General features: G+C 61.9%; 21 protein-coding genes. 15 read left to right on the forward strand and 6 right to left on the reverse strand.

Annotation, left to right across the window (positions count from 1 at the left end):
* Position 1 precedes the first annotated feature (1 nt).
* Complete coding sequence (locus C4J85_RS15605) at positions 2 to 823, reverse strand: transporter substrate-binding domain-containing protein (protein WP_124410133.1); 822 nt, start codon at positions 821 to 823, stop codon at positions 2 to 4.
* Positions 824 to 1,066: 243 nt separating this feature from the next.
* Here C4J85_RS15605 and C4J85_RS15610 point away from each other — a divergent pair, with 243 nt between their 5' ends.
* The 3 genes from C4J85_RS15610 (at position 1,067) to C4J85_RS15620 (ending at position 3,912) form a co-directional block, all read left to right on the forward strand.
* The gene (locus C4J85_RS15610) at positions 1,067 to 1,918 is read left to right on the forward strand and encodes a LysR substrate-binding domain-containing protein (protein WP_124410134.1); all 852 of its coding nucleotides are present in this window, start codon (positions 1,067 to 1,069) and stop codon (positions 1,916 to 1,918) included.
* Between the two features lie 78 nt (positions 1,919 to 1,996).
* Positions 1,997 to 3,142, forward strand: a complete 1,146-nt coding sequence (locus tag C4J85_RS15615; protein WP_124410135.1) for a MalY/PatB family protein — start codon at positions 1,997 to 1,999, stop codon at positions 3,140 to 3,142.
* Between the two features lie 83 nt (positions 3,143 to 3,225).
* On the forward strand, positions 3,226 to 3,912 hold the full coding sequence (locus tag C4J85_RS15620) for a hypothetical protein (RefSeq protein WP_124410136.1): 687 nt from the start codon (positions 3,226 to 3,228) through the stop codon (positions 3,910 to 3,912).
* Between the two features lie 20 nt (positions 3,913 to 3,932).
* Here the strand turns inward: C4J85_RS15620 and C4J85_RS15625 are convergent, their stop codons facing one another.
* Positions 3,933 to 4,148, reverse strand: a complete 216-nt coding sequence (locus tag C4J85_RS15625; RefSeq protein WP_003173733.1) for a molybdopterin-binding protein — start codon at positions 4,146 to 4,148, stop codon at positions 3,933 to 3,935.
* Positions 4,149 to 4,464: 316 nt separating this feature from the next.
* Here C4J85_RS15625 and C4J85_RS15630 point away from each other — a divergent pair, with 316 nt between their 5' ends.
* From C4J85_RS15630 to C4J85_RS15665, 8 genes are all read left to right on the forward strand, one after another.
* The gene (locus tag C4J85_RS15630) at positions 4,465 to 5,421 is read left to right on the forward strand and encodes an aliphatic sulfonate ABC transporter substrate-binding protein (protein ID WP_124410137.1); all 957 of its coding nucleotides are present in this window, start codon (positions 4,465 to 4,467) and stop codon (positions 5,419 to 5,421) included.
* A gap of 10 nt (positions 5,422 to 5,431) precedes the next feature.
* Positions 5,432 to 6,253, forward strand: a complete 822-nt coding sequence (locus C4J85_RS15635) for an ABC transporter permease (RefSeq protein ID WP_124410138.1) — start codon at positions 5,432 to 5,434, stop codon at positions 6,251 to 6,253.
* Positions 6,250 to 6,966, forward strand: a complete 717-nt coding sequence (locus tag C4J85_RS15640) for an ABC transporter ATP-binding protein (protein WP_124410139.1) — start codon at positions 6,250 to 6,252, stop codon at positions 6,964 to 6,966. The genes C4J85_RS15635 and C4J85_RS15640 overlap by 4 nt, the downstream gene beginning before the upstream one ends.
* A gap of 226 nt (positions 6,967 to 7,192) precedes the next feature.
* On the forward strand, positions 7,193 to 8,443 hold the full coding sequence (locus C4J85_RS15645; RefSeq protein WP_124367292.1) for a ribonucleotide-diphosphate reductase subunit beta: 1,251 nt from the start codon (positions 7,193 to 7,195) through the stop codon (positions 8,441 to 8,443).
* A gap of 131 nt (positions 8,444 to 8,574) precedes the next feature.
* Positions 8,575 to 9,063 carry a DUF1289 domain-containing protein gene (locus C4J85_RS15650; protein WP_124410140.1) on the forward strand — a complete coding sequence of 163 codons (489 nt, stop codon included), beginning with the start codon at positions 8,575 to 8,577 and terminating at the stop codon, positions 9,061 to 9,063.
* A gap of 49 nt (positions 9,064 to 9,112) precedes the next feature.
* Positions 9,113 to 10,033, forward strand: coding sequence for a class I SAM-dependent methyltransferase (locus tag C4J85_RS15655; protein ID WP_124410141.1), 921 nt, complete (start codon positions 9,113 to 9,115; stop codon positions 10,031 to 10,033).
* 148 nt (positions 10,034 to 10,181) lie between these two features.
* Entirely contained in the window at positions 10,182 to 10,898 is a 717-nt protein-coding gene (gene pcsA, locus C4J85_RS15660; protein WP_124363153.1) for a phosphatidylcholine synthase, read from the forward strand.
* A gap of 177 nt (positions 10,899 to 11,075) precedes the next feature.
* Entirely contained in the window at positions 11,076 to 11,855 is a 780-nt protein-coding gene (locus tag C4J85_RS15665) for a TSUP family transporter (RefSeq protein ID WP_124367295.1), read from the forward strand.
* Here C4J85_RS15665 and nudC read toward each other — a convergent pair.
* Positions 11,823 to 12,656 (reverse strand): NAD(+) diphosphatase, encoded by an 834-nt coding sequence (gene nudC, locus C4J85_RS15670; protein WP_124370951.1) that lies wholly within the window; start codon positions 12,654 to 12,656, stop codon positions 11,823 to 11,825. The genes C4J85_RS15665 and nudC overlap by 33 nt on opposite strands.
* A 5-nt stretch (positions 12,657 to 12,661) precedes the next feature.
* Positions 12,662 to 13,474, reverse strand: coding sequence for a crotonase/enoyl-CoA hydratase family protein (locus C4J85_RS15675; protein WP_124410142.1), 813 nt, complete (start codon positions 13,472 to 13,474; stop codon positions 12,662 to 12,664).
* A 161-nt stretch (positions 13,475 to 13,635) separates the two neighbouring features.
* Between C4J85_RS15675 and C4J85_RS15680 the strand changes: the two genes are divergently transcribed.
* From C4J85_RS15680 to C4J85_RS15690, 3 genes are all read left to right on the forward strand, one after another.
* Positions 13,636 to 14,190 carry a UPF0149 family protein gene (locus tag C4J85_RS15680; RefSeq protein WP_124410143.1) on the forward strand — a complete coding sequence of 185 codons (555 nt, stop codon included), beginning with the start codon at positions 13,636 to 13,638 and terminating at the stop codon, positions 14,188 to 14,190.
* A gap of 91 nt (positions 14,191 to 14,281) precedes the next feature.
* Positions 14,282 to 15,538, forward strand: a complete 1,257-nt coding sequence (locus tag C4J85_RS15685; protein WP_124410144.1) for a 3-phosphoshikimate 1-carboxyvinyltransferase — start codon at positions 14,282 to 14,284, stop codon at positions 15,536 to 15,538.
* 32 nt (positions 15,539 to 15,570) lie between these two features.
* Positions 15,571 to 15,960, forward strand: coding sequence for a hypothetical protein (locus tag C4J85_RS15690; protein WP_124410145.1), 390 nt, complete (start codon positions 15,571 to 15,573; stop codon positions 15,958 to 15,960).
* Between the two features lies 1 nt (position 15,961).
* On the opposite strand, the gene C4J85_RS15695 is transcribed toward C4J85_RS15690, so the two are convergent.
* The gene (locus C4J85_RS15695; protein WP_124410146.1) at positions 15,962 to 16,561 is read right to left on the reverse strand and encodes an NAD(P)H-dependent oxidoreductase; all 600 of its coding nucleotides are present in this window, start codon (positions 16,559 to 16,561) and stop codon (positions 15,962 to 15,964) included.
* 72 nt (positions 16,562 to 16,633) lie between these two features.
* Between C4J85_RS15695 and C4J85_RS15700 the strand changes: the two genes are divergently transcribed.
* Positions 16,634 to 17,236, forward strand: a complete 603-nt coding sequence (locus C4J85_RS15700) for a TetR/AcrR family transcriptional regulator (RefSeq protein WP_124410147.1) — start codon at positions 16,634 to 16,636, stop codon at positions 17,234 to 17,236.
* A 135-nt stretch (positions 17,237 to 17,371) separates the two neighbouring features.
* Here C4J85_RS15700 and C4J85_RS15705 read toward each other — a convergent pair whose 3' ends face one another.
* Positions 17,372 to 18,043 (reverse strand): GNAT family N-acetyltransferase, encoded by a 672-nt coding sequence (locus C4J85_RS15705; RefSeq protein ID WP_124410148.1) that lies wholly within the window; start codon positions 18,041 to 18,043, stop codon positions 17,372 to 17,374.
* Positions 18,044 to 18,057 lie beyond the last annotated feature (14 nt).

Below are 18,057 nucleotides of genomic sequence, written 5' to 3' on the forward strand. Positions count from 1 at the left end.
GTCAGGCCCCCTTGAACTGTTGCTGCAACTCCACCAGCGCCGGCGAGGCCGGGCTGATGCGGTTGCGGGTCTGGGCTTCAATCAGCCAGCCGCTGCCGTGCAGTCGCTTGATGATCGGGTCGAGCCTGGCCTGGGTGTCGCTTTCGCCGCGACGGGTCCAGATCACCGATGGCGCCGGGTTGAGTTCCGGGCCGATGACGCGGTAGTCCTGCCATTCGGCGCTGTCGTTGATCAGCGGGTTGATCAGGGTGGCGTCATGCACCGCCGCGACGCAGTTGTTACCGCGCAGGGCCAGCAGCGATTCGGAGGAGCTTTTGAACGCCTTGATCTGCGCGCCGGATTCGGTCAGAGGCTTGACGTAGCTGCTGCCCTGGGAGGTGCACACCGGCTGGTCCTTGAGGTCTTCCCAGCGCGCGATCTTGCTGCTCTTGAGTACGGCTGCGGCGCCGCCGACGCGGTAGAACGGAGTAGGCACAAACCCGAGGATTTCGCCGCGCTCGGCGGTCCATTCCATGTTCGCGATCAGCAGATCAACCTTGCCCTGCTGCAGGAACTGCACACGGTTGGCGGGCAGTACCGGCACCAGTTGCACCTGGGCCTGAAGCTGGCGGCCCAATTCGTTGGCCAGGTCCACGTTCAAGCCCTTGGGCTGTTGCGTCGTCGGGTCGATGCTGCCGAACGGCCCGCCGGACAACAGCACGCCCACCACCAGCACATGGCGCTGCTCGATCTTGTCCAGGGTCGCATCGGCCTGCGCCGCCACGCTGGCGCCCAGGGCGATCATCGACCCGAGAGCCACCGGCAACCATTTCTTCAACTTCATTGGATTTCACCTGGCGAATGATCGGCGTAGCCCCGACCTGATGGAGGGGCATGCTAGGGAGAGTGGGCGGGCAACGGAAATGCAAATATCTCATATCGTTATAACTTTCCTTTGAGGCGCCACCTTCGATTGCGCAATAAGCCATGCTTTGCTGGACTGAATAAAAACAGGCTTCCCCCAAACATAAAAAAATGTAATGTTTAACTTCACACCGTTGATATAAAACCGCCTCCGGAACCGGCCATGTCGACCCTCGACCTAGAACTGTTGCGCACCTTTGTCGCCGTGGTCGATCACCACAGCTTCGCCGAAGCCGGCCTGCACCTTGCCCGCACCCAATCTTCCGTGACCCAGCATATGCAGCGCCTGGAGCAGCAGGTGGGGGTCAGCCTGTTCGAGAAGCGCGGGCGGCAAAAGCAACTGACCGAGCCCGGACTGCAGTTGCTGCGCCATGCGCGCCAGATGCTGTCGTTGAATGACGAGGTGCTGAATTCCCTGCGTGAAAGCAGCCTGAGCGGCGTGTTGCGTATCGGCTCGCCGCACGACATTGCCGATACCATCCTGCCGCCGATCCTCAGCCACATCGCCCGCTCGGCGCCGCGCCTGCGCCTGGAAATCGATGTGGGGCGCAGCCCGTTCCTGATGGACGACCTGCACCGAGGCAAGGTCGACATGGTCATTTCCACCCGCTCCGACCCCACCCTGGAAGGGTTTGCCTTGCGCACCTCGCCGGTCTGGTGGATTTGCTCGGCGCAGTACATTCACCAGCCCAGCGAGCCGTTGCCATTGATTCTGGTGGATGAGCCGAGCATTTACCGGCGCTATGCGCTGGAGGCGCTGGAGCGGGCCAATATTGCCTGGCGCCAGGCGTACCTGGCGTCGAACCTGATCGGGATCAAGGCGGCGACCCGTGCCGGGCTGGGGGTGACGCCGCGCAGCATGGAGATGCTTGGCCCGGACATGCGCGTATTGGGCGAAACGGACGGGCTGCCGCGCCTGCCGGAGGTGACGTATTACCTCTGGATCCGCCCGAACACGGCCAACCCGATTGCCAGGAAAGCCTATGACTTGATTCGTGGGAGCCAGGGCTTGTAAACACGCTGCTGGCAACTGGATGTTATCCCGTTAGAATCACCGCCCTATCCTGCCCGCCTTCCTGATACGAGCCCCTCCATGAGCTTTGATTTCGACACGATCCACCCACGCCTCGGCACCGGCAGCACCAAGTGGAACCGCTACCCGCAAGACGTCTTGCCAATGTGGATCGCCGACATGGACATCGCCGCCCCACCTGCCATCCTTCAAGCATTGCATGCGCGCCTCGACCAGCAGGTGCTCGGCTACAGCGTCGCCGGCCCGGATGTGCGCGAGGCGATCATCGCCGACCTGTGGGCCAAGTACGCCTGGCGCGTGCAACCGGATGAACTGCTGTTCCTGCCGGGCGTCGAGCCGGGTTTCAATATGGCCTTGCACGCGTTTGTCCAGCCAGGCCAGCCGGTGGTGCTGCAAACCCCCAACTACCGGCCGATTCGCCTGGCGCCCGGCCACTGGAATTTGCCACGCATTGAACTCCCGTTCGAGTGGATCGAGGGCGAATACCGCACGCCCCTGCCGGCGCTGCGCCAGGCACTGAGCGGCGCCGGTGCGCTGCTGTTGAGCAACCCGCACAACCCCATCGGCAAAGTCTTCCCCCGCTCAGAACTGTTGGCTGTGGCCAACGCCTGCCTGGAAAGCGGTGCGCTGATCATCTCCGACGAAATCCATGCCGAACTGTGCTTTGACGGCCGTCGGCATATCCCGATCGCCAGCCTCAGCGAAGAGATTGCCCAGCGCACCATCACCCTGATGTCGGCGAGCAAGGCCTATAACGTGGCCGGCCTGAAGACCTGTTTTGCCGTGGTGCAGAATGCCGAGGTCCGCGAGCGTTTCAACCAGGCCCGTTGCGGCATGGTCGACAGCGTCAGCCCCCTGGGCCTGGAAGCCACCCGCGCCGCCTACAGCGAGTGCGGCGCCTGGCTCGACGCGCTGAAGCACTACCTGCAAGCCAACCGTGATTACCTGCTCGATGCCGTGCACACCCGCCTGCCCGGCGTGGTAATGCATGCGCCGCAAGGCACCTTCCTGGCCTGGCTCGATTGCAGCGCCCTGGGCCTGGAAGACCCGCAGCAGTTCTTCCTGGAACAGGCCAAGGTCGGGTTGAGCGCCGGCATTGAGTTCGGCGATGACAGCCAGCAGTTCGTGCGCCTGAACTTCGGCTGCCCACGGTCGATGCTGGAAGAAGGCCTGCAGCGCATGGAACGCAGCCTGAAAAACCGCTGAATGGGCTGGAACCGCGAAAGGCTTTTTCAGCACTCAAGGGAATCCCCTTGTGCGGCTGAACCTTTCCCGGAGCTTTGCGCCCTATGCTGTCGACACGCCCTGCAACCAACGGCCCTGTGCAATTCACAGAAGCATTCAAGCCGAACCCGTCACCGCGCGAACCTGCACCAACGGGCTCGGCTCTAAAGGCCGCTGCCTCCACCGCATCGCATCGATTGATGCGCTTTGTGGGGCTGAAACATCCTCTGGCTAACCCGCCCGGCACGCGTTCAGACATCAAGACTGTGGAGGTTGAAATGGGCCGGTCAGTCTCTTTGAATGGAGGCCACGACCCGCTTGCTACCCGCGGGTTGTCGGACTGCTCGGCGCTGGCAGTGCTCACCGGCTGGAACGGATCCACCTACCAGAATCGCACCTTGATGCATCTTACCGGCAGTAATCTGGAGCTGGGCCTGAATCCGGGAAATAGCGATACTCGAGCATTGATGCACAGATTGCAGGCATCGCTGGACAAGAACAGTCATGTGATCCTGGTAGCCGGGGTGAATTCAAGTTCCCTGCAAGGCATGGCAACGACCATCGGGCAAACCCTGCACGGCGAGCAGCCGCTACGGGACCTGCTCATCGGCCGCTCAGGCGCGGCAGTGACTCTGGCCAGTTCCACCGGCATCACAATCAATGCCGATGGCACCTTCAAATTGCTCGACGGACCCGGTAAAGGGGTACTCAGTCGCGAAGACGTCGCCAGCGTGTTTGATCGCGTCGACTGAAAGCGCCCGCCTGAGGCTTTTTAAAGCTTGGCGATCGACACTTCGGTGGATTTCACAAAGGCAATTACTTCACTGCCCACCTTCAACTCCAGGTCACGCACCGAGCGGGTGGTGATCACCGACGTGACGATGCCGGACGCGGTTTGCACGTCGATTTCCGACACCACTTCACCCAGCAGAATTTCCTTGATCACGCCCTTGAACTGGTTGCGCACATTGATCGCTTTAATGGTCATGTCGGCTTTCCTTTTGGCTGTTGAGTCAATCCGCACGAATGCGCAGGCACTCAAAATGCGCTTTCGGAAAGAACAATAAAAGGAATATATAACTCTTTATTTATTCGATATGGATATATAAAAACTGTTGCCCAGCCAACAGCACTTCAACAATCTGCCTGCATCCACCACAGCCTCCACTCGGCACACACGCGCAAACACGCGACAACGCAGATGGCATAGAGACTGCATATTCCTGAAAAGCATGATGGAACATGCGAACTAATTTTCTGAATATAAGAAAACCTCTAAACGCCCACGTGCCCGGAGCTGTTCCATGAAACCCTTCGCCCAACGCTTACTTGGCGCATGCGCCCTCGCCTTGTGCCTGCAGCCGCTGGCCCAGGCCGCCGACACCGATCCCGCAAAAGTCAATCTCGACTACGCCTACTACTCGCCCGTCAGCCTGGTGCTCAAGCATTTTGGTTGGCTTGAACAAGCCTTGCCGAATTCCAAGGTAGGCTGGGTATTGAGCCAGGGCAGTAACCGTTCGCTGGAATACCTCAACAGCGGCGGCGTGGATTTCGCCTCTTCCGCCAGTTTGTCCGCGGTGCTGAGCCGGGCCAACGGCAGCCCGATCAAATCGGTGTATGTGTACAGCCGCGCCGAGTGGACGGCCCTGGTGGTGCGCAAGGATTCGCCCTTCAACAGCGTCACCGACCTCAAGGGCAAGAAAATCGCCGCTACCAAAGGCACCGACCCCTACCTGTTCACCCTGCGCAGCCTGCAACAGGCCGGGCTGAACAAGGACGATGTGGAACTGGTGCACCTGCAGCATCCGGACGGCCGCACCGCCCTGGAAAAAGGTGACGTTGACGCCTGGGCCGGCCTCGACCCGCATATGGCCGCCAGCCAGATACAGGCCGGTTCGCGCCTGCTGTATCGCAACAAGGACTTCAACAGCTACGGCGTGGTCAGCGTCACCGAGCAGTTCGCCAAGGCGCATCCGCAGACCATCACCACGGTACTGGGCACCTATGAAAAAGCCCGGGACTGGGCGGTAAAGCACCCGGATGAGTTCGCCAAGCTGCTCGCCGATGAATCCGGCCTGCCGTTGGAAGTGGCCAAGCTGCAGCTGTCGCGTACCGACCTGAGCACGCCGTTCTTGAGCAGCAAGGATGTGCTCGCCTCCAAGGCCGCCGCGCCGATCCTGGTGTCCGAAGAGCTGGTGCGCAAAGGGGTGAATGTGGACCAGGTGATCGACCAGTTGCTCGACACCTCGTTCGGCCGCTGAGGAGCGCGTGATGACCAGCAAAACCCAAGCCCTGCCACTCGCCCCGCCACGGCAGATCAACCGCAGTGCCTGGCCGCGACGGCTCAAGGGCCTGGTGTTGCCAGTACTGATTCTGCTGGTGCTGGAGGCGGTGGTGCGCGTGGGCTGGCTGCCGTCGTACCAGATGCCGGCGCCCAGCGAGATCGCCGTGACCCTGGCGGACCTCGCCGAAGGCTCCCTGTGGAAACACATCAGCGCCAGCCTGGTGCGGGTGCTGCTGGGTTTTGCCATTGGTGCGAGCCTGGCCTTGGTATTCGCCGCCTGGGTGGGCTTGAGCCGCGAAGCCGAGGCCTATCTGGAGCCGACCTTCGCCGGGTTGCGCTCGATCCCGAGCCTGGCCTGGGTGCCATTGCTGCTGCTGTGGCTGGGCATCGACGAGACCTCCAAGATCGTGCTGATCGCGATTGGCGCGTTCTTCCCGGTGTACCTCAATGGCGTTGCGGCCATCCGCGATATCGATCGCAAGCTGGTGGAAGTCGGGCAAATGTATGGGTTCAATCGGCGCCGCCTGGTACGTCGCATCCTCTTACCGGCGGCCCTGCCCGGCCTGTTTACCGGGTTGCGCAGCGGCCTGAGCCTGGCCTGGATGTTTCTGGTGGCGGCCGAGTTGATCGCGGCCACCAAAGGGCTGGGTTACCTGCTCAGCGATGGGCGGGAAACCTCGCGGCCGGATATCGTGCTGGCGGCAATCATCGTACTGGCGCTGCTCGGCAAGGTCAGCGATGGCCTGCTCGCGGCACTGGAAAAGCGCTGCCTGGCCTGGCGCGACACTTTCCAGGGAGCCGGACAATGAGTGTGCAACCGCTGCTGGACATTCACGTTGTGCGCAAAAGCTTCGACAGCGCCACCGTATTGAACGATGTGCGCCTGGCCTTGCAACCGCGCGAAACCGTGAGCCTGCTGGGGCCCAGCGGGTGCGGCAAAAGCACCTTGTTGCGCATTGTCGCGGGACTGGACAACGACTACCAGGGCGAACTGCGCAGCCCCAACGGCGAGGTGGCCTTCGTGTTCCAGGAACCCCGGTTGATGCCCTGGCTTACGGTGGAGCAAAACATCGGATTCAGCGCGGACAATCACTACGACAAGGCCTGGGTCACGCAGTTGATCGAAGAAGTCGGCCTCACGGGCTTTGCCCAGACGCTGCCCAAGGCGTTGTCCGGCGGCATGGCGCAACGGGTCGCGATCGCACGGGGCCTGTATTCACGGCCGCAGGTGTTGCTGCTGGATGAACCGTTCAGCGCCGTGGATGCGTTCACGCGCATGAAGCTGCAGGACCTGCTGCTGCAACTGGCCGAACACCATGCCATCGCCTTGCTGCTGGTGACCCATGATGTGGACGAGGCGCTGTACCTCAGCGACCGGGTATTGGTGATGGGCAATCGGCCCAGCAGCATTCGCCAGGTGCTGGCGGTGGATTTGCCGCACCCGCGGGACCGGCGCGATCCGTCGCTGGCCCGGCTCAAGGCGCTGTGCCTGACCGAGCTGCAACACGCCCACGTCATCTGAGTTTTCCCTTCCAGCGGTCAACGCCCAGGCTCCGACTTGCGCGTTGACCATCGCCGTCACACACCATATAGTGTGCCCACAAACAGAACGAACCACTATATAGTGTGCAGCCTCGGTAATTTCCGACCACACTATGCGCCGTATTTCAATGCCTTGAAGCCTGCAAACCGCATATTTTTTGGACGGTTCCACGCACCGTCAAAACAGATCAGGAAGGAGTATTTCGATGCTGAGTTGGGATGAAGTCGACAGCGAAGACAGCGTTGCCCCCGTGATCAAAGGCGCCAACGCTGGCCACGCCACCGAAGCCAACATGGACCGCCTCGACGGTGCCGGCGCCGCCGCCGCCATCGAAGCACGCGCCGTCACCGCCAATGACTCCGCCGCCATCGTGCGCGCCAAGGCCGCCCTAGACAAACTCGACGTCGCCGAAGGCCTCGCCGAGCTCGAAGGCGCCTCCGCCCGCGTCGCCGTTGACGAAAAACGCATGATCAACTGCCGCGCCGACCTCAACCAGCTCGTGCCCTTCAAGTACGACTGGGCATGGCAGAAGTACCTCGACGGCTGCGCCAACCACTGGATGCCGCAAGAGGTCAACATGACCGCCGACATCGCCCTGTGGAAAGACCCCGAAGGCCTGACCGACGACGAACGCCGCATCGTCATGCGCAACCTGGGCTTCTTCTCCACGGCGGATTCGTTGGTCGCCAACAACCTGGTGCTGGCCGTGTACCGCCTGATCACCAACCCGGAGTGCCGCCAGTACATCCTGCGCCAGGCCTTCGAAGAAGCGATCCACACCCACGCCTACCAGTACTGCATCGAATCCCTGGCCATGGATGAAGGCGAGATCTTCAACATGTACCACGAGATTCCATCGGTGGCCAAAAAGGCCGCCTGGGGCCTGAAATACACCCGTTCGATCTCCGATCCGAAGTTCGAAACCGGCACCGTCGACACCGACAAGGAACTGCTGCGCAACCTGGTCGCCTACTACTGCGTGCTGGAAGGCATCTTCTTCTATTGCGGCTTCACCCAGATCCTCTCCATGGGCCGCCGCAACAAAATGACCGGCGTGGCCGAGCAGTTCCAGTACATCCTGCGCGATGAGTCGATGCACCTGAACTTCGGTATCGACGTGATCAACCAGATCAAAATCGAAAACCCGCATTTGTGGGATGCCGAGATGAAGGAAGAAGCGACCCAGATGATCCTGCAAGGAACCCAACTGGAGATCGAATATGCGCGGGATACCATGCCGCGTGGGGTGCTGGGGATGAATGCCGCGATGATGGAGGACTATCTGAAGTTCATCGCTAACCGTCGCCTGTCGCAGATTGGCTTGAAGGAAGAGTACCCAGGCACGACCAACCCGTTCCCGTGGATGAGCGAGATTATGGACTTGAAGAAAGAGAAGAATTTCTTTGAGACTCGGGTGATCGAGTATCAGACCGGCGGCGCGTTGAGCTGGGATTGATTTAGCAGCACAGATCCAACATGTGGGAGGGGGCTTGCTCCCGATAGCGGTGTATCAGTCACAGCTGCTTTAACTGAACCACTGCTATCGGGAGCAAGCCCCCTCCCACATTGAGAACGAAATTGCCTTTTATGCCCAACCAAACCATCAAGACGCCCTGTGTAGGCCTGTGCTCCACCGTCTACGGTGACCTGGTCTGCCGGGGCTGCAAGCGTTACCACCACGAAGTGATCCAGTGGAACGGCTATAACGCCGAGGAAAAACACGCGGTGTGGCTGCGCCTCGAGCAGTTGCTGGTGCAGGTCATGGCCAGCAAGCTGGAAGTGGTCGACCCGCAGCGTCTGCGCCAACAACTGGAAGACCGCAAGATTCGCTTCATGCCGCAACAGTCGCCGTATTGCTGGGCATACCAGCTGATTGCGCGGGGTGCGCGGGTGATGTCGAAGCTGGACGCCTATGGGTTGGCGTTGCTGCCGGAGTTTCGTGAACGTAGCCTCACGGACCTGCGCGATGCGATTGACCGGGAGTTTTTCCTGTTGTCCGAGGCACATTACGAGCGCTATATCGCGCCGGTTTTTCTGCGCGATTCCTTTGGTCCAGCCCTGATCGCCACGTTCTGACGCGCAATTGTGTTTAAAATGCCGCCCGCTCAACGACTGACGCTCAACGATGACCCCAGACGCACTCGCTACCCTGCACGCCCATCTGCTCACCGCCCTGGCCAGCGCTCCGGCTGAAACCCGGCGCCTGTTTCACGGCCGTGGCCGCTGCTGGCCGGGCCTTGAGCAGGTGACGGTGGACTGGCTGCAAGGCGTGGTGCTGGTAGCGCTGTTCAAGGAAACCGAGCATCTGCAGGCCCTGAAACAGCAGTTGCTGCAGATCGACTGGGTAAGTTTCGGTGCCCATACCGTGGCGCTGCAACACCGCTACCTGCCGCAAAGCACCACCGAGTGGCTGGTGGGCCAGGCAATCGATGAGCTGACCATCACCGAAGGCGGCCTGCGTTACCTGATCGATCTGGGTAAAAAGCAGAACAGCGGCCTGTTCCTCGACATGCGTTACGGGCGCAACTGGGTGCGCGAGCAAGCCAGGGGCCAGCGCGTGCTTAATCTGTTCGCCTACACCTGCGGATTCTCCGTGGCCGCTATCGAAGGCGGCGCCGACCACGTGGTGAACCTGGACATGGCCCGTGGCGCCCTGAGCCGTGGCCGCGACAACCATCGCCTGAATGGCCACGACCTGAGCAAGGTAAGCTTTCTGGGCCACGACCTGTTCAAGTCCTGGGCCAAAGTCACCAACAGCGGCCCCTATGACTTGGTGATCATCGACCCGCCGTCCTTTCAGAAGGGCAGCTTTCTGCTGACCAAGGATTACCAGCGCGTACTGCGCCGCCTGCCGGATTTGCTCACGGCCCAGGGCACGGTGCTGGCGTGCATGAACGATCCGGCGTTTGGCGAAGACTTCCTGATCGACGGCGTCACCCGCGAGGCACCGGGCCTGCGCTTTGTAGAACGCCTGGCAAACCCACCGGAATTCCCGGATATCGACCCGCAAAGCGGGTTGAAGGCCCTGGTGTTTCGCCAAGGCTGATGCCGAAAAGTCCTACGCTTGCTACGCTAGGGCATACGCCGGGCGGTGAACCTTATCCCTGCCTTCCCGGTCGATACCTGCATTCCCCGGCCAGACTCGACAGCGTTACGCTGTCGGCTGCCCCGTTTGACCCTTTGGAGAACCGCCCGTGATATCGACCCTGCATGTAGCCAGAATCAAAGCCTGGGGCGCCCACGGCTTTACCGCCACCGGTGTGGTACTGGCATTCCTGGCCACCCTGGCGCTGCTGGAAAACTCCCCCAAGGCCTGCTTGCTGTGGCTGGGCCTGGCACTGGTGGTGGATGGCGTCGACGGCTCCCTGGCGCGACGGGTCAACGTCAGCACGGTACTGCCCAGCTTTGACGGCTCGGTATTGGACCTGGTGATCGATTACCTCACCTACGTATTCATCCCCGCGCTGTTTATCTACCGCTATATCGACCTGCCGGACTTCACCCATCTGTTTGCGGTGTCGGTGATTTTGGTGTCGTCGCTGTTCTGCTTCTGCAACGTCAATATGAAAAGCAAGGACAACTATTTCGTCGGCTTCCCGGCGGCATGGAACGTGGTGGCCTTGTGTGTGTACATCATCCAGCCCGACGCCTGGATCACCTTGCTCACTGTAATCGGCCTGGCGCTGCTGACCGTGACGCCGATGAAGTTCCTGCACCCGTTCCGGGTCAAGCGGTTCATGCCGATCAATATCGCGGTAACCACAATCTGGCTGCTGTGCAGCTTCCTGATGGTGGTGGATTATCCGAACACCAACCCGTGGACGTTCGGCTTATGGTCGCTGATGTCGGCGTACTTCCTGGGCATTTGCATCTGGCGCACGGCGCTGGAGTGGATGGGAACCCATAAATAGCCAGGCGAACACAGTAAAATGTGGGAGGGGGCTTGCTCCCGATAGCGGTGGATCAGTCAGCTTATTTGTCACTGACAGACCGCCATCGGGAGCAAGCCCCCTCCCACATTTGGTTATGCGCACATCCGGCAGGTAAGATGGCGGGCCTGCGTGCTCACCCAACAATAAGCCCTGCCCATGCCCTTCGAACTCAGCGTTGACCTGACCACCCTCGCCATTCTCGCCGTCGTGGCTTTTATCGCCGGCTTCATCGATGCCATCGCCGGCGGGGGTGGCTTGCTTACCACCCCTGCCCTGTTGACCGCCGGCATGCCGCCGCACCTGGTACTGGGCACCAATAAACTCAGTTCCACCTTTGGCTCGGCCACCGCCAGCTTCACCTTCTACCGCCGCAAGCTGTTCCACCCGCGCCAGTGGGTGCATGCCATCGTCGGTACCTTGATCGGCGCGCTGACCGGCGCCGTGGTCGCGCACTATTTGCCCGCCGAGACCCTGAACAAGATGCTGCCGGTGATTGTGTTCGCCTGCGGGGTGTACCTGCTGTTCGGCGGCACGCCCAAGGCACCGCTGGACGCCGAGGCGCCGATCAAGAAGAAATGGCAGGCCACCCAGGGCTTCGGCCTGGGCTTCTACGACGGCGTGGCCGGGCCCGGAACCGGTGCGTTCTGGACCGTGAGCACCATGCTGCTGCACCCGATCGACCTGGTGAAGGCCAGCGGCGTGGCGCGCAGCATGAACTTCGTCAGCAATGCCGCGGCGCTGACAGTGTTTATCATCAACGGCTCGGTGGACTGGGTGGTCGGCCTGGCAATGGGTATCTCGGTGATGGGCGGCGCGTTCTTTGGCGCGCGCAGCGCAATCAGCGGCGGCGCCAAGTTCATTCGCCCGGTATTCATCACCGTGGTGCTCGGCCTGACGGTGCGCCTAGCCTGGCAGCACTGGTTCAGCGTGGCCTAAGCGACGGGCCACATACAGGTCGATCAGGTAACGCGCAATCGAGCGTGACGCCGGCAACGGTGGCAGGTCGTGGATATTGAACCACTGCGCGTCTTCGATCTCGTCGGCCTGGGGCACAATATCGCCACCGGCATACTCGGCATGGAAACCCAGCATCATCGAATGCGGGAACGGCCAGCACTGGCTGCCCATGTACTGCAGGTTCTTCACCTCGAGCTGCACTTCTTCGCGCACTTCGCGGATCAAACAGTCTTCGGCCGACTCACCCGGCTCGGCAAAGCCGGCCAGGGTGCTGTAGACGCCGGTGACAAAGCGCGGCGAACGGGCCAGCAGAACCTCATCGCCACGGGTCACCAGCACGATCATGCTCGGCGAAATTCGCGGATAGCTGCGCAGGTCGCAGGGTTGGCAGTACATCGCCCGCTCCCGTGGCACCTGGACCATGGCCTGGCCGCAACTGCCGCAGAACCGATGCTCGCGCGCCCAGGTGCCGATCTGCGCGGCATAGCCCAGCACTTTGTACAGGGTGTGGTCGCCTTGCAGCATAAAGCCGCGCAGGCCCTGCCAGCTGCAACCCGGCACTTCGCCAGCACTGTCGAGTTCCAGCAGGTACACCGGCTCGCCATCGAGGTGGCCGATGCCATGTTCGGCAAACACCGACAGGTCCTGGCGCTTGAGCCACTCCCGAGGGAACAGCGGCCCATTGGCATCCTGCAAAAAGCCGTCGCGGCTGCGGGCGACGGCCCAGCCGCCGGCAGCGTCATTGTCCAACAGCGTTGTGGTAATCCAGCCTGGGGTCATATCGATCAATCCAAGAATTCGGGTGCCTGCTTGCTCATATGGGCGGCGATGGCCACGCGCAGGTCGTTGGATTGCAACATAGCCGAGTTCCAGGTGGCAATGTATTCCAGGCCGTCGTTGAGAGTGTGGTCGCGCATATAGCTGATCATCGCCTTGGTGCCCGCCACGGCAATCGGCGACTTGGCGGCGATTTCATGAGCAATGGCCATGACCCCGGCCAACAGGCTTTGCTGGTCGGCAAACACGCGATTGACCAGGCCGATGCTGCGCGCTTCCTCGGCACCGAACTGACGACCGGTGTAGGCCAGTTCGCGCAACATACCGTCGCCGACGATGCGGGGCAGGCGTTGCAAGGTGCCGACGTCGGCGGCCATGCCCATGTCTATTTCCTTGATCGAGAACTGCGCGTCCTCGGCGGCGTAGCGCATGTCGCAGGCGCTGATCAGGTCAATGGCGCCGCCGATGCAGTAGCCGTGGATCGCTGCCAGTACCGGCTTGCGGCAGTTGTCGACCGCATTGAACGAGGCTTGCAGCCCGAGGATTTTGCGCCGCAGCAGGCGCGCATTGCGGCCCACATCCTTGCCCAACTCATTGGCCACCGAGGCCAGCAGCATCAGGTCGATGCCGGAAGAAAAATGCTTGCCAGCACCACTGAGCACCACGGCGCGCACGGCATCGGTGTCGTCGACCCATTGGAAGATCTCGATGATTTCACTCCAGAACGCCGCGTTCATCGCGTTGATCTTTTCCGGGCGATTGATCTGCACATGGGCAACGTTGCCGCTGAGTTCCACTACGAACGCTTGGTATTCGGACATGGCCGTGATCCCTGACTGGCGAGTGATAAGGCCCGAACTATAACAAGGGCAGGCAACGGCGCATCGGCCAAAAGCGGGACTGGCAAAAAACCTTGCCAGGCGCCATCCTTGGCGCTTTAAGCCGCCCCACTGCGGCGTTCGACGTTTGAAGGATATGCCCCATGCACGCCCAGCCGCTCACCCCCGCCGAGTTCGACCAGATCGAAGAAACCCTGCTCAAGTACGGCGACGACCTTTCGGTGCTCAACGTAGCCGAACTCGACGGCTATTTCACCGCGCTGGTATCGAGCCCGACGCAGGTGGATATCGCCGAGTGGTTTCCGGCCATCTGGGGCGGGCAGAACCCGGACTGGGAAAGCCCCGAAGAGGCCGGGCAGGTCCTGGACCTGTGTGTACGCCACTTCAATACGCTGGCGGCGCAACTGGCCGGCAATTCCAAGGCGTTCAAGGCGCTGTTCGATGAAAAAGAGCACCACGGCCAGTCCGTGACCCTCGCCGAAGAATGGTGCTTCGGCTATATCCGTGGCGCGGCCATCGGCAACTGGCCGCCGCTGCCCGCCGAACTGGCCACTCAGTTCGAGAAAATCTCCTGGTGCGCCGAGCAGGATAATTTCGAATTACCGACGGACCTGGATGTGCAGGCCCATCAGCAGCGGGTCAGCGAAATCGAACCGGCGGCGCGGGCGCTGCACGATTACTGGCTGAGCAAGCGCTAAATCTCGACAAGCACCGCACCTTTGGCCGATTATTCGGGTCCGCCCCGTCGGCCACTCCATGCCACCTCGCCTTGATCAGGAGCCTTGTCCCTTGAGTTCGCAGAAAACCGTGACCGTTACCCCGCCCAACTTTCCTCTCAATGGCAAGGTCGCGCCCCCCGGCTCCAAATCCATTACCAACCGCGCCCTGCTGCTGGCGGCCCTGGCCAAGGGCACCAGCCGCTTGAGCGGCGCCCTGAAGAGCGACGACACCCGTCACATGTCGGTGGCCCTGCGGCAGATGGGCGTGAGTATCGACGAGCCGGACGACACTACGTTCGTGGTCACCGGCCAGGGCAAACTGCAATTGCCGCCACAACCGCTGTTCCTCGGCAATGCCGGCACCGCCATGCGCTTTCTCACCGCTGCCGTGGCAACCGTGCACGGCACCGTGGTGCTGGACGGCGACGAGTACATGCAAAAGCGCCCGATCGGGCCGCTGCTCGCCACCCTCGGCCAGAACGGCATCCAGGTCGACAGCCCGACCGGCTGCCCACCGGTGACCGTGCACGGCGTGGGCAAAGTCCAGGCCAAGCGTTTCGAGATCGATGGCGGCCTGTCCAGCCAGTATGTCTCGGCGCTGCTGATGCTCGCGGCATGCGGCGAAGCGCCGATTGAAGTCGCCCTGACCGGCAAGGACATCGGCGCCCGTGGCTATGTGGACCTGACGCTGGACTGCATGCGTGCCTTCGGCGCCCAGGTGGAAGCCGTCGACGACACCACCTGGCGCGTGGCCCCGACCGGCTACACCGCCCATGATTACCTGATCGAACCCGACGCCTCCGCAGCCACCTACCTGTGGGCCGCAGAGGTATTGACCGGCGGCCGTATCGACATCGGTGTCGCCGCCGAGGCGTTCACCCAGCCGGACGCCAAGGCCCAGGCGGTGATCGCCCAGTTCCCGAACATGCAGGCCACGGTGGTGGGCTCGCAAATGCAGGACGCCATCCCGACCCTGGCGGTGCTCGCCGCGTTCAACAATACCCCGGTGCGTTTCACGGAACTGGCCAACCTGCGCGTCAAGGAATGTGACCGCGTGCAGGCGCTGCACGACGGCCTCAACGCAATCCGTGCGGGCCTGGCGACCATCGAGGGCGACGATCTGCTGGTTGCGGCTGACCCGGCCCTGGCGGGCACGTCCTGCAGCGCCTTGATCGATACCCACGCCGACCATCGCATCGCCATGTGCTTTGCCCTGGCCGGGCTGAAAGTCGCGGGCATTCGCATCCAGGACCCGGACTGCGTGGCCAAGACCTACCCTGGGTACTGGAAAGCCCTGGGCAGCCTGGGCGTAACGCTAAGCTACTAAGCCAACAGCGCAGGTTCAGGGAGGGCACGCACATGACCATTCGCCAACCCTGCCCGCCCGGCGTCTGTGACTGCGAGCGCGAACGTTTACTGGAGGCGCCCGAGCCCGACCTGCGCATTCTCAACCTGACACGCCAGGAAGAAAAACGCCTGCTCGAGCGCCTGGAGAACCTCAAGAGCCTGCAAGACCTCGAGCATCTGCAGCAGCGGATGTTCGAACAGTTGGGCATCCGCCTGCATATCGCGCCGGGCCACACCGAGGTCAAGAGCATGCGCGGCATCCAGATCGTCATCGACGAGCTGCCCGGCCTGTGTCGCAAGACCCGCCAATCGATTCCGGCGGCGATCCGTCGCGGCCTGGAGAAGCAGCCCGAGATTGCCTACCGCTTGCTGGACGCCCACGACCTGTTTCGCGACGTTTGAATCACCCCGCTACCGTCTCGCGCACAAACAGCGTCTGTCCTGTCTCCCTGGCCTTGCGCAGATGCGCCTCGGCACTGTCGCTTTCCGACTCCAGCAGCAACTGCGAGGTCAACACTTGCGCTCCGCAGTAGTCGAAGATCCCGTAGTCGATCTGCGTGCGCATGGCCTGGGCATAACCGTGCCGGTCGAAGGCATCGGCATCGGCAGCCCCCAAGGCCAGCAGGTGCACCTGCAAGTGCCGCAACTTCTTGGTCACCGGTGTATCCGGGCCGTAATCGATCGCCCAGCCGTTGACGAAGACACGGTCGATCCAGCCCTTGAGCAACGCCGGCATGGACCACCAGTAGATCGGGAACACCACGACCAACGCGTCGGCGCGCTCGATGCGGGCCTGTTCGGCGAGGACATCCGCCGGCGGCGTGGCGCGGCTGCGGTGTACCTGGTGGTCGGCGGCGGTGTAGCGCGGGTCGAAACCTTCGGCCGCCAGGTCGGCGATTTCAAAGGTGTGCCCGGAGGCGCTCAAACCGCCACCCACCTGCGCGGCCACGCTGTGCGTCAGGGATTGGCTGTCGTGATGAGCCACAACGATGAGTGCATGCATGACATTGACTCCTTTTAGGCTTAATCTACTTTTAGTAAGTTACCTTATTTAAGTTACTTTTGGTATATAAGCATGTCAAGCGAACAATCCCCTGCCCCGCGTCGACGTCTTTCCCGCGAAGAACGCCTGCAACAATTATTGGAAACCGCCTGGCAACTGGTGCGCGAGGAAGGCACCGACGCCCTGACCCTGGGCCGTCTGGCCGAGCTGGCCGGAGTGACCAAACCGGTGGTGTACGACCATTTCGTCACGCGCTCTGGCCTGTTGGCCGCGCTGTATGAAGATTTCGATGGGCGCCAGAACCAGGTGTTTGTCGACGCCATCGAGGCCAGCAGCGCGACGCTTGAAGCGCGTGCGTGGGTGATTGCCTCGTCCTATGTGGATTGCGTGTTGCTGCAGGGCCGCGAGATCCCGGGGGTGACGGCGGCGCTCAGTGGCTCGCCGGAGCTGGAGGCGCTCAAGCGCAAGTACGAGGCCATCTTCCTCGACAAATGCCGCGATGCCCTGGCGCCCTTCGCGCCGGGAGGCACGCTTTCCCAAGCGGGCCTGCGCGCCATGCTGGGCGCGGCCGAAGCCTTGTCCCATGCCGCAGCCAGCGCGGAAATCAGCCGCGAAGAAGCGCAGCAGGAACTGCTGGCGACCATCCTGGCGATGGTCAAGCGCGGCGCCGCCTGAGGCTGGAAAGGTCATCGGCTAAAAGCAGATCAATGTGGGAGGGGGCTTGCTCCCGATAGCGGTGGTTCAGTCGATTGATAGGTGACTGACACACCGCCATCGGGAGCAAGCCCCCTCCCACAGTGTCACCGGTTCTCAACCCAAGCGTTCGTTTACAAACCGCTGCACCTTGCGCGTCAATTGATCCAGGTGCCGGTCGCGCTGCTTTTCCGCGTCCACCATCGCGCGCTTTCCGTGCTTTTGCAGCAGGTAGGTATGGATCTGCCGCACTTCCAATGAGCTGTAGATAGCCGCCACGTCGAGCACGCCCATCAACCCATCGGTGCCGTAGTCCCGCGTATTCATCAGCACTTGGGTGCCACGCGCGCCGCGCACCTGCAAGCCCATCGCTTCGAATGCCGGGACCTTCTCCACCGAGCACGCCAGCTCCCCATGGGGATAGCGCGCCAACACGTCACCCAGCATGGCCCGGGCCACGCCTTGGCGCCTGAACCCCGAGTGCACGGCCATAAAGGCCACGCCACAGGCTTGAGGGTCGTCCTTCACCGGGAGGTACAGGCAAAAGCCAACGACGGTCTCCTCCTGCATCGCCACGAGCAGTTCAACGCTGATGCCCTTCGATCCATCCAGCGCCTCCAGGTACAGGTGCACCTCAAACCCGATGGCGTACTGGTAAATGTTGTAGAGCAGGTTGCTGGGCGCCAGTGCCACGCTGCTGATGTCGGTGAGGTTGTCGACCACCAGCTGCAGGATCTGGCTGTTGATCGGTTCGGGGCACGGCGTGGTGTAGCGGGTAAGGCTGAACATGCAAATTCCTGGGG

Origin of the sequence: Pseudomonas sp. R4-34-07, from assembly GCF_003852375.1 — a bacterium.
In the GTDB taxonomy this organism is placed as follows: Bacteria; Pseudomonadota; Gammaproteobacteria; order Pseudomonadales; family Pseudomonadaceae; genus Aquipseudomonas.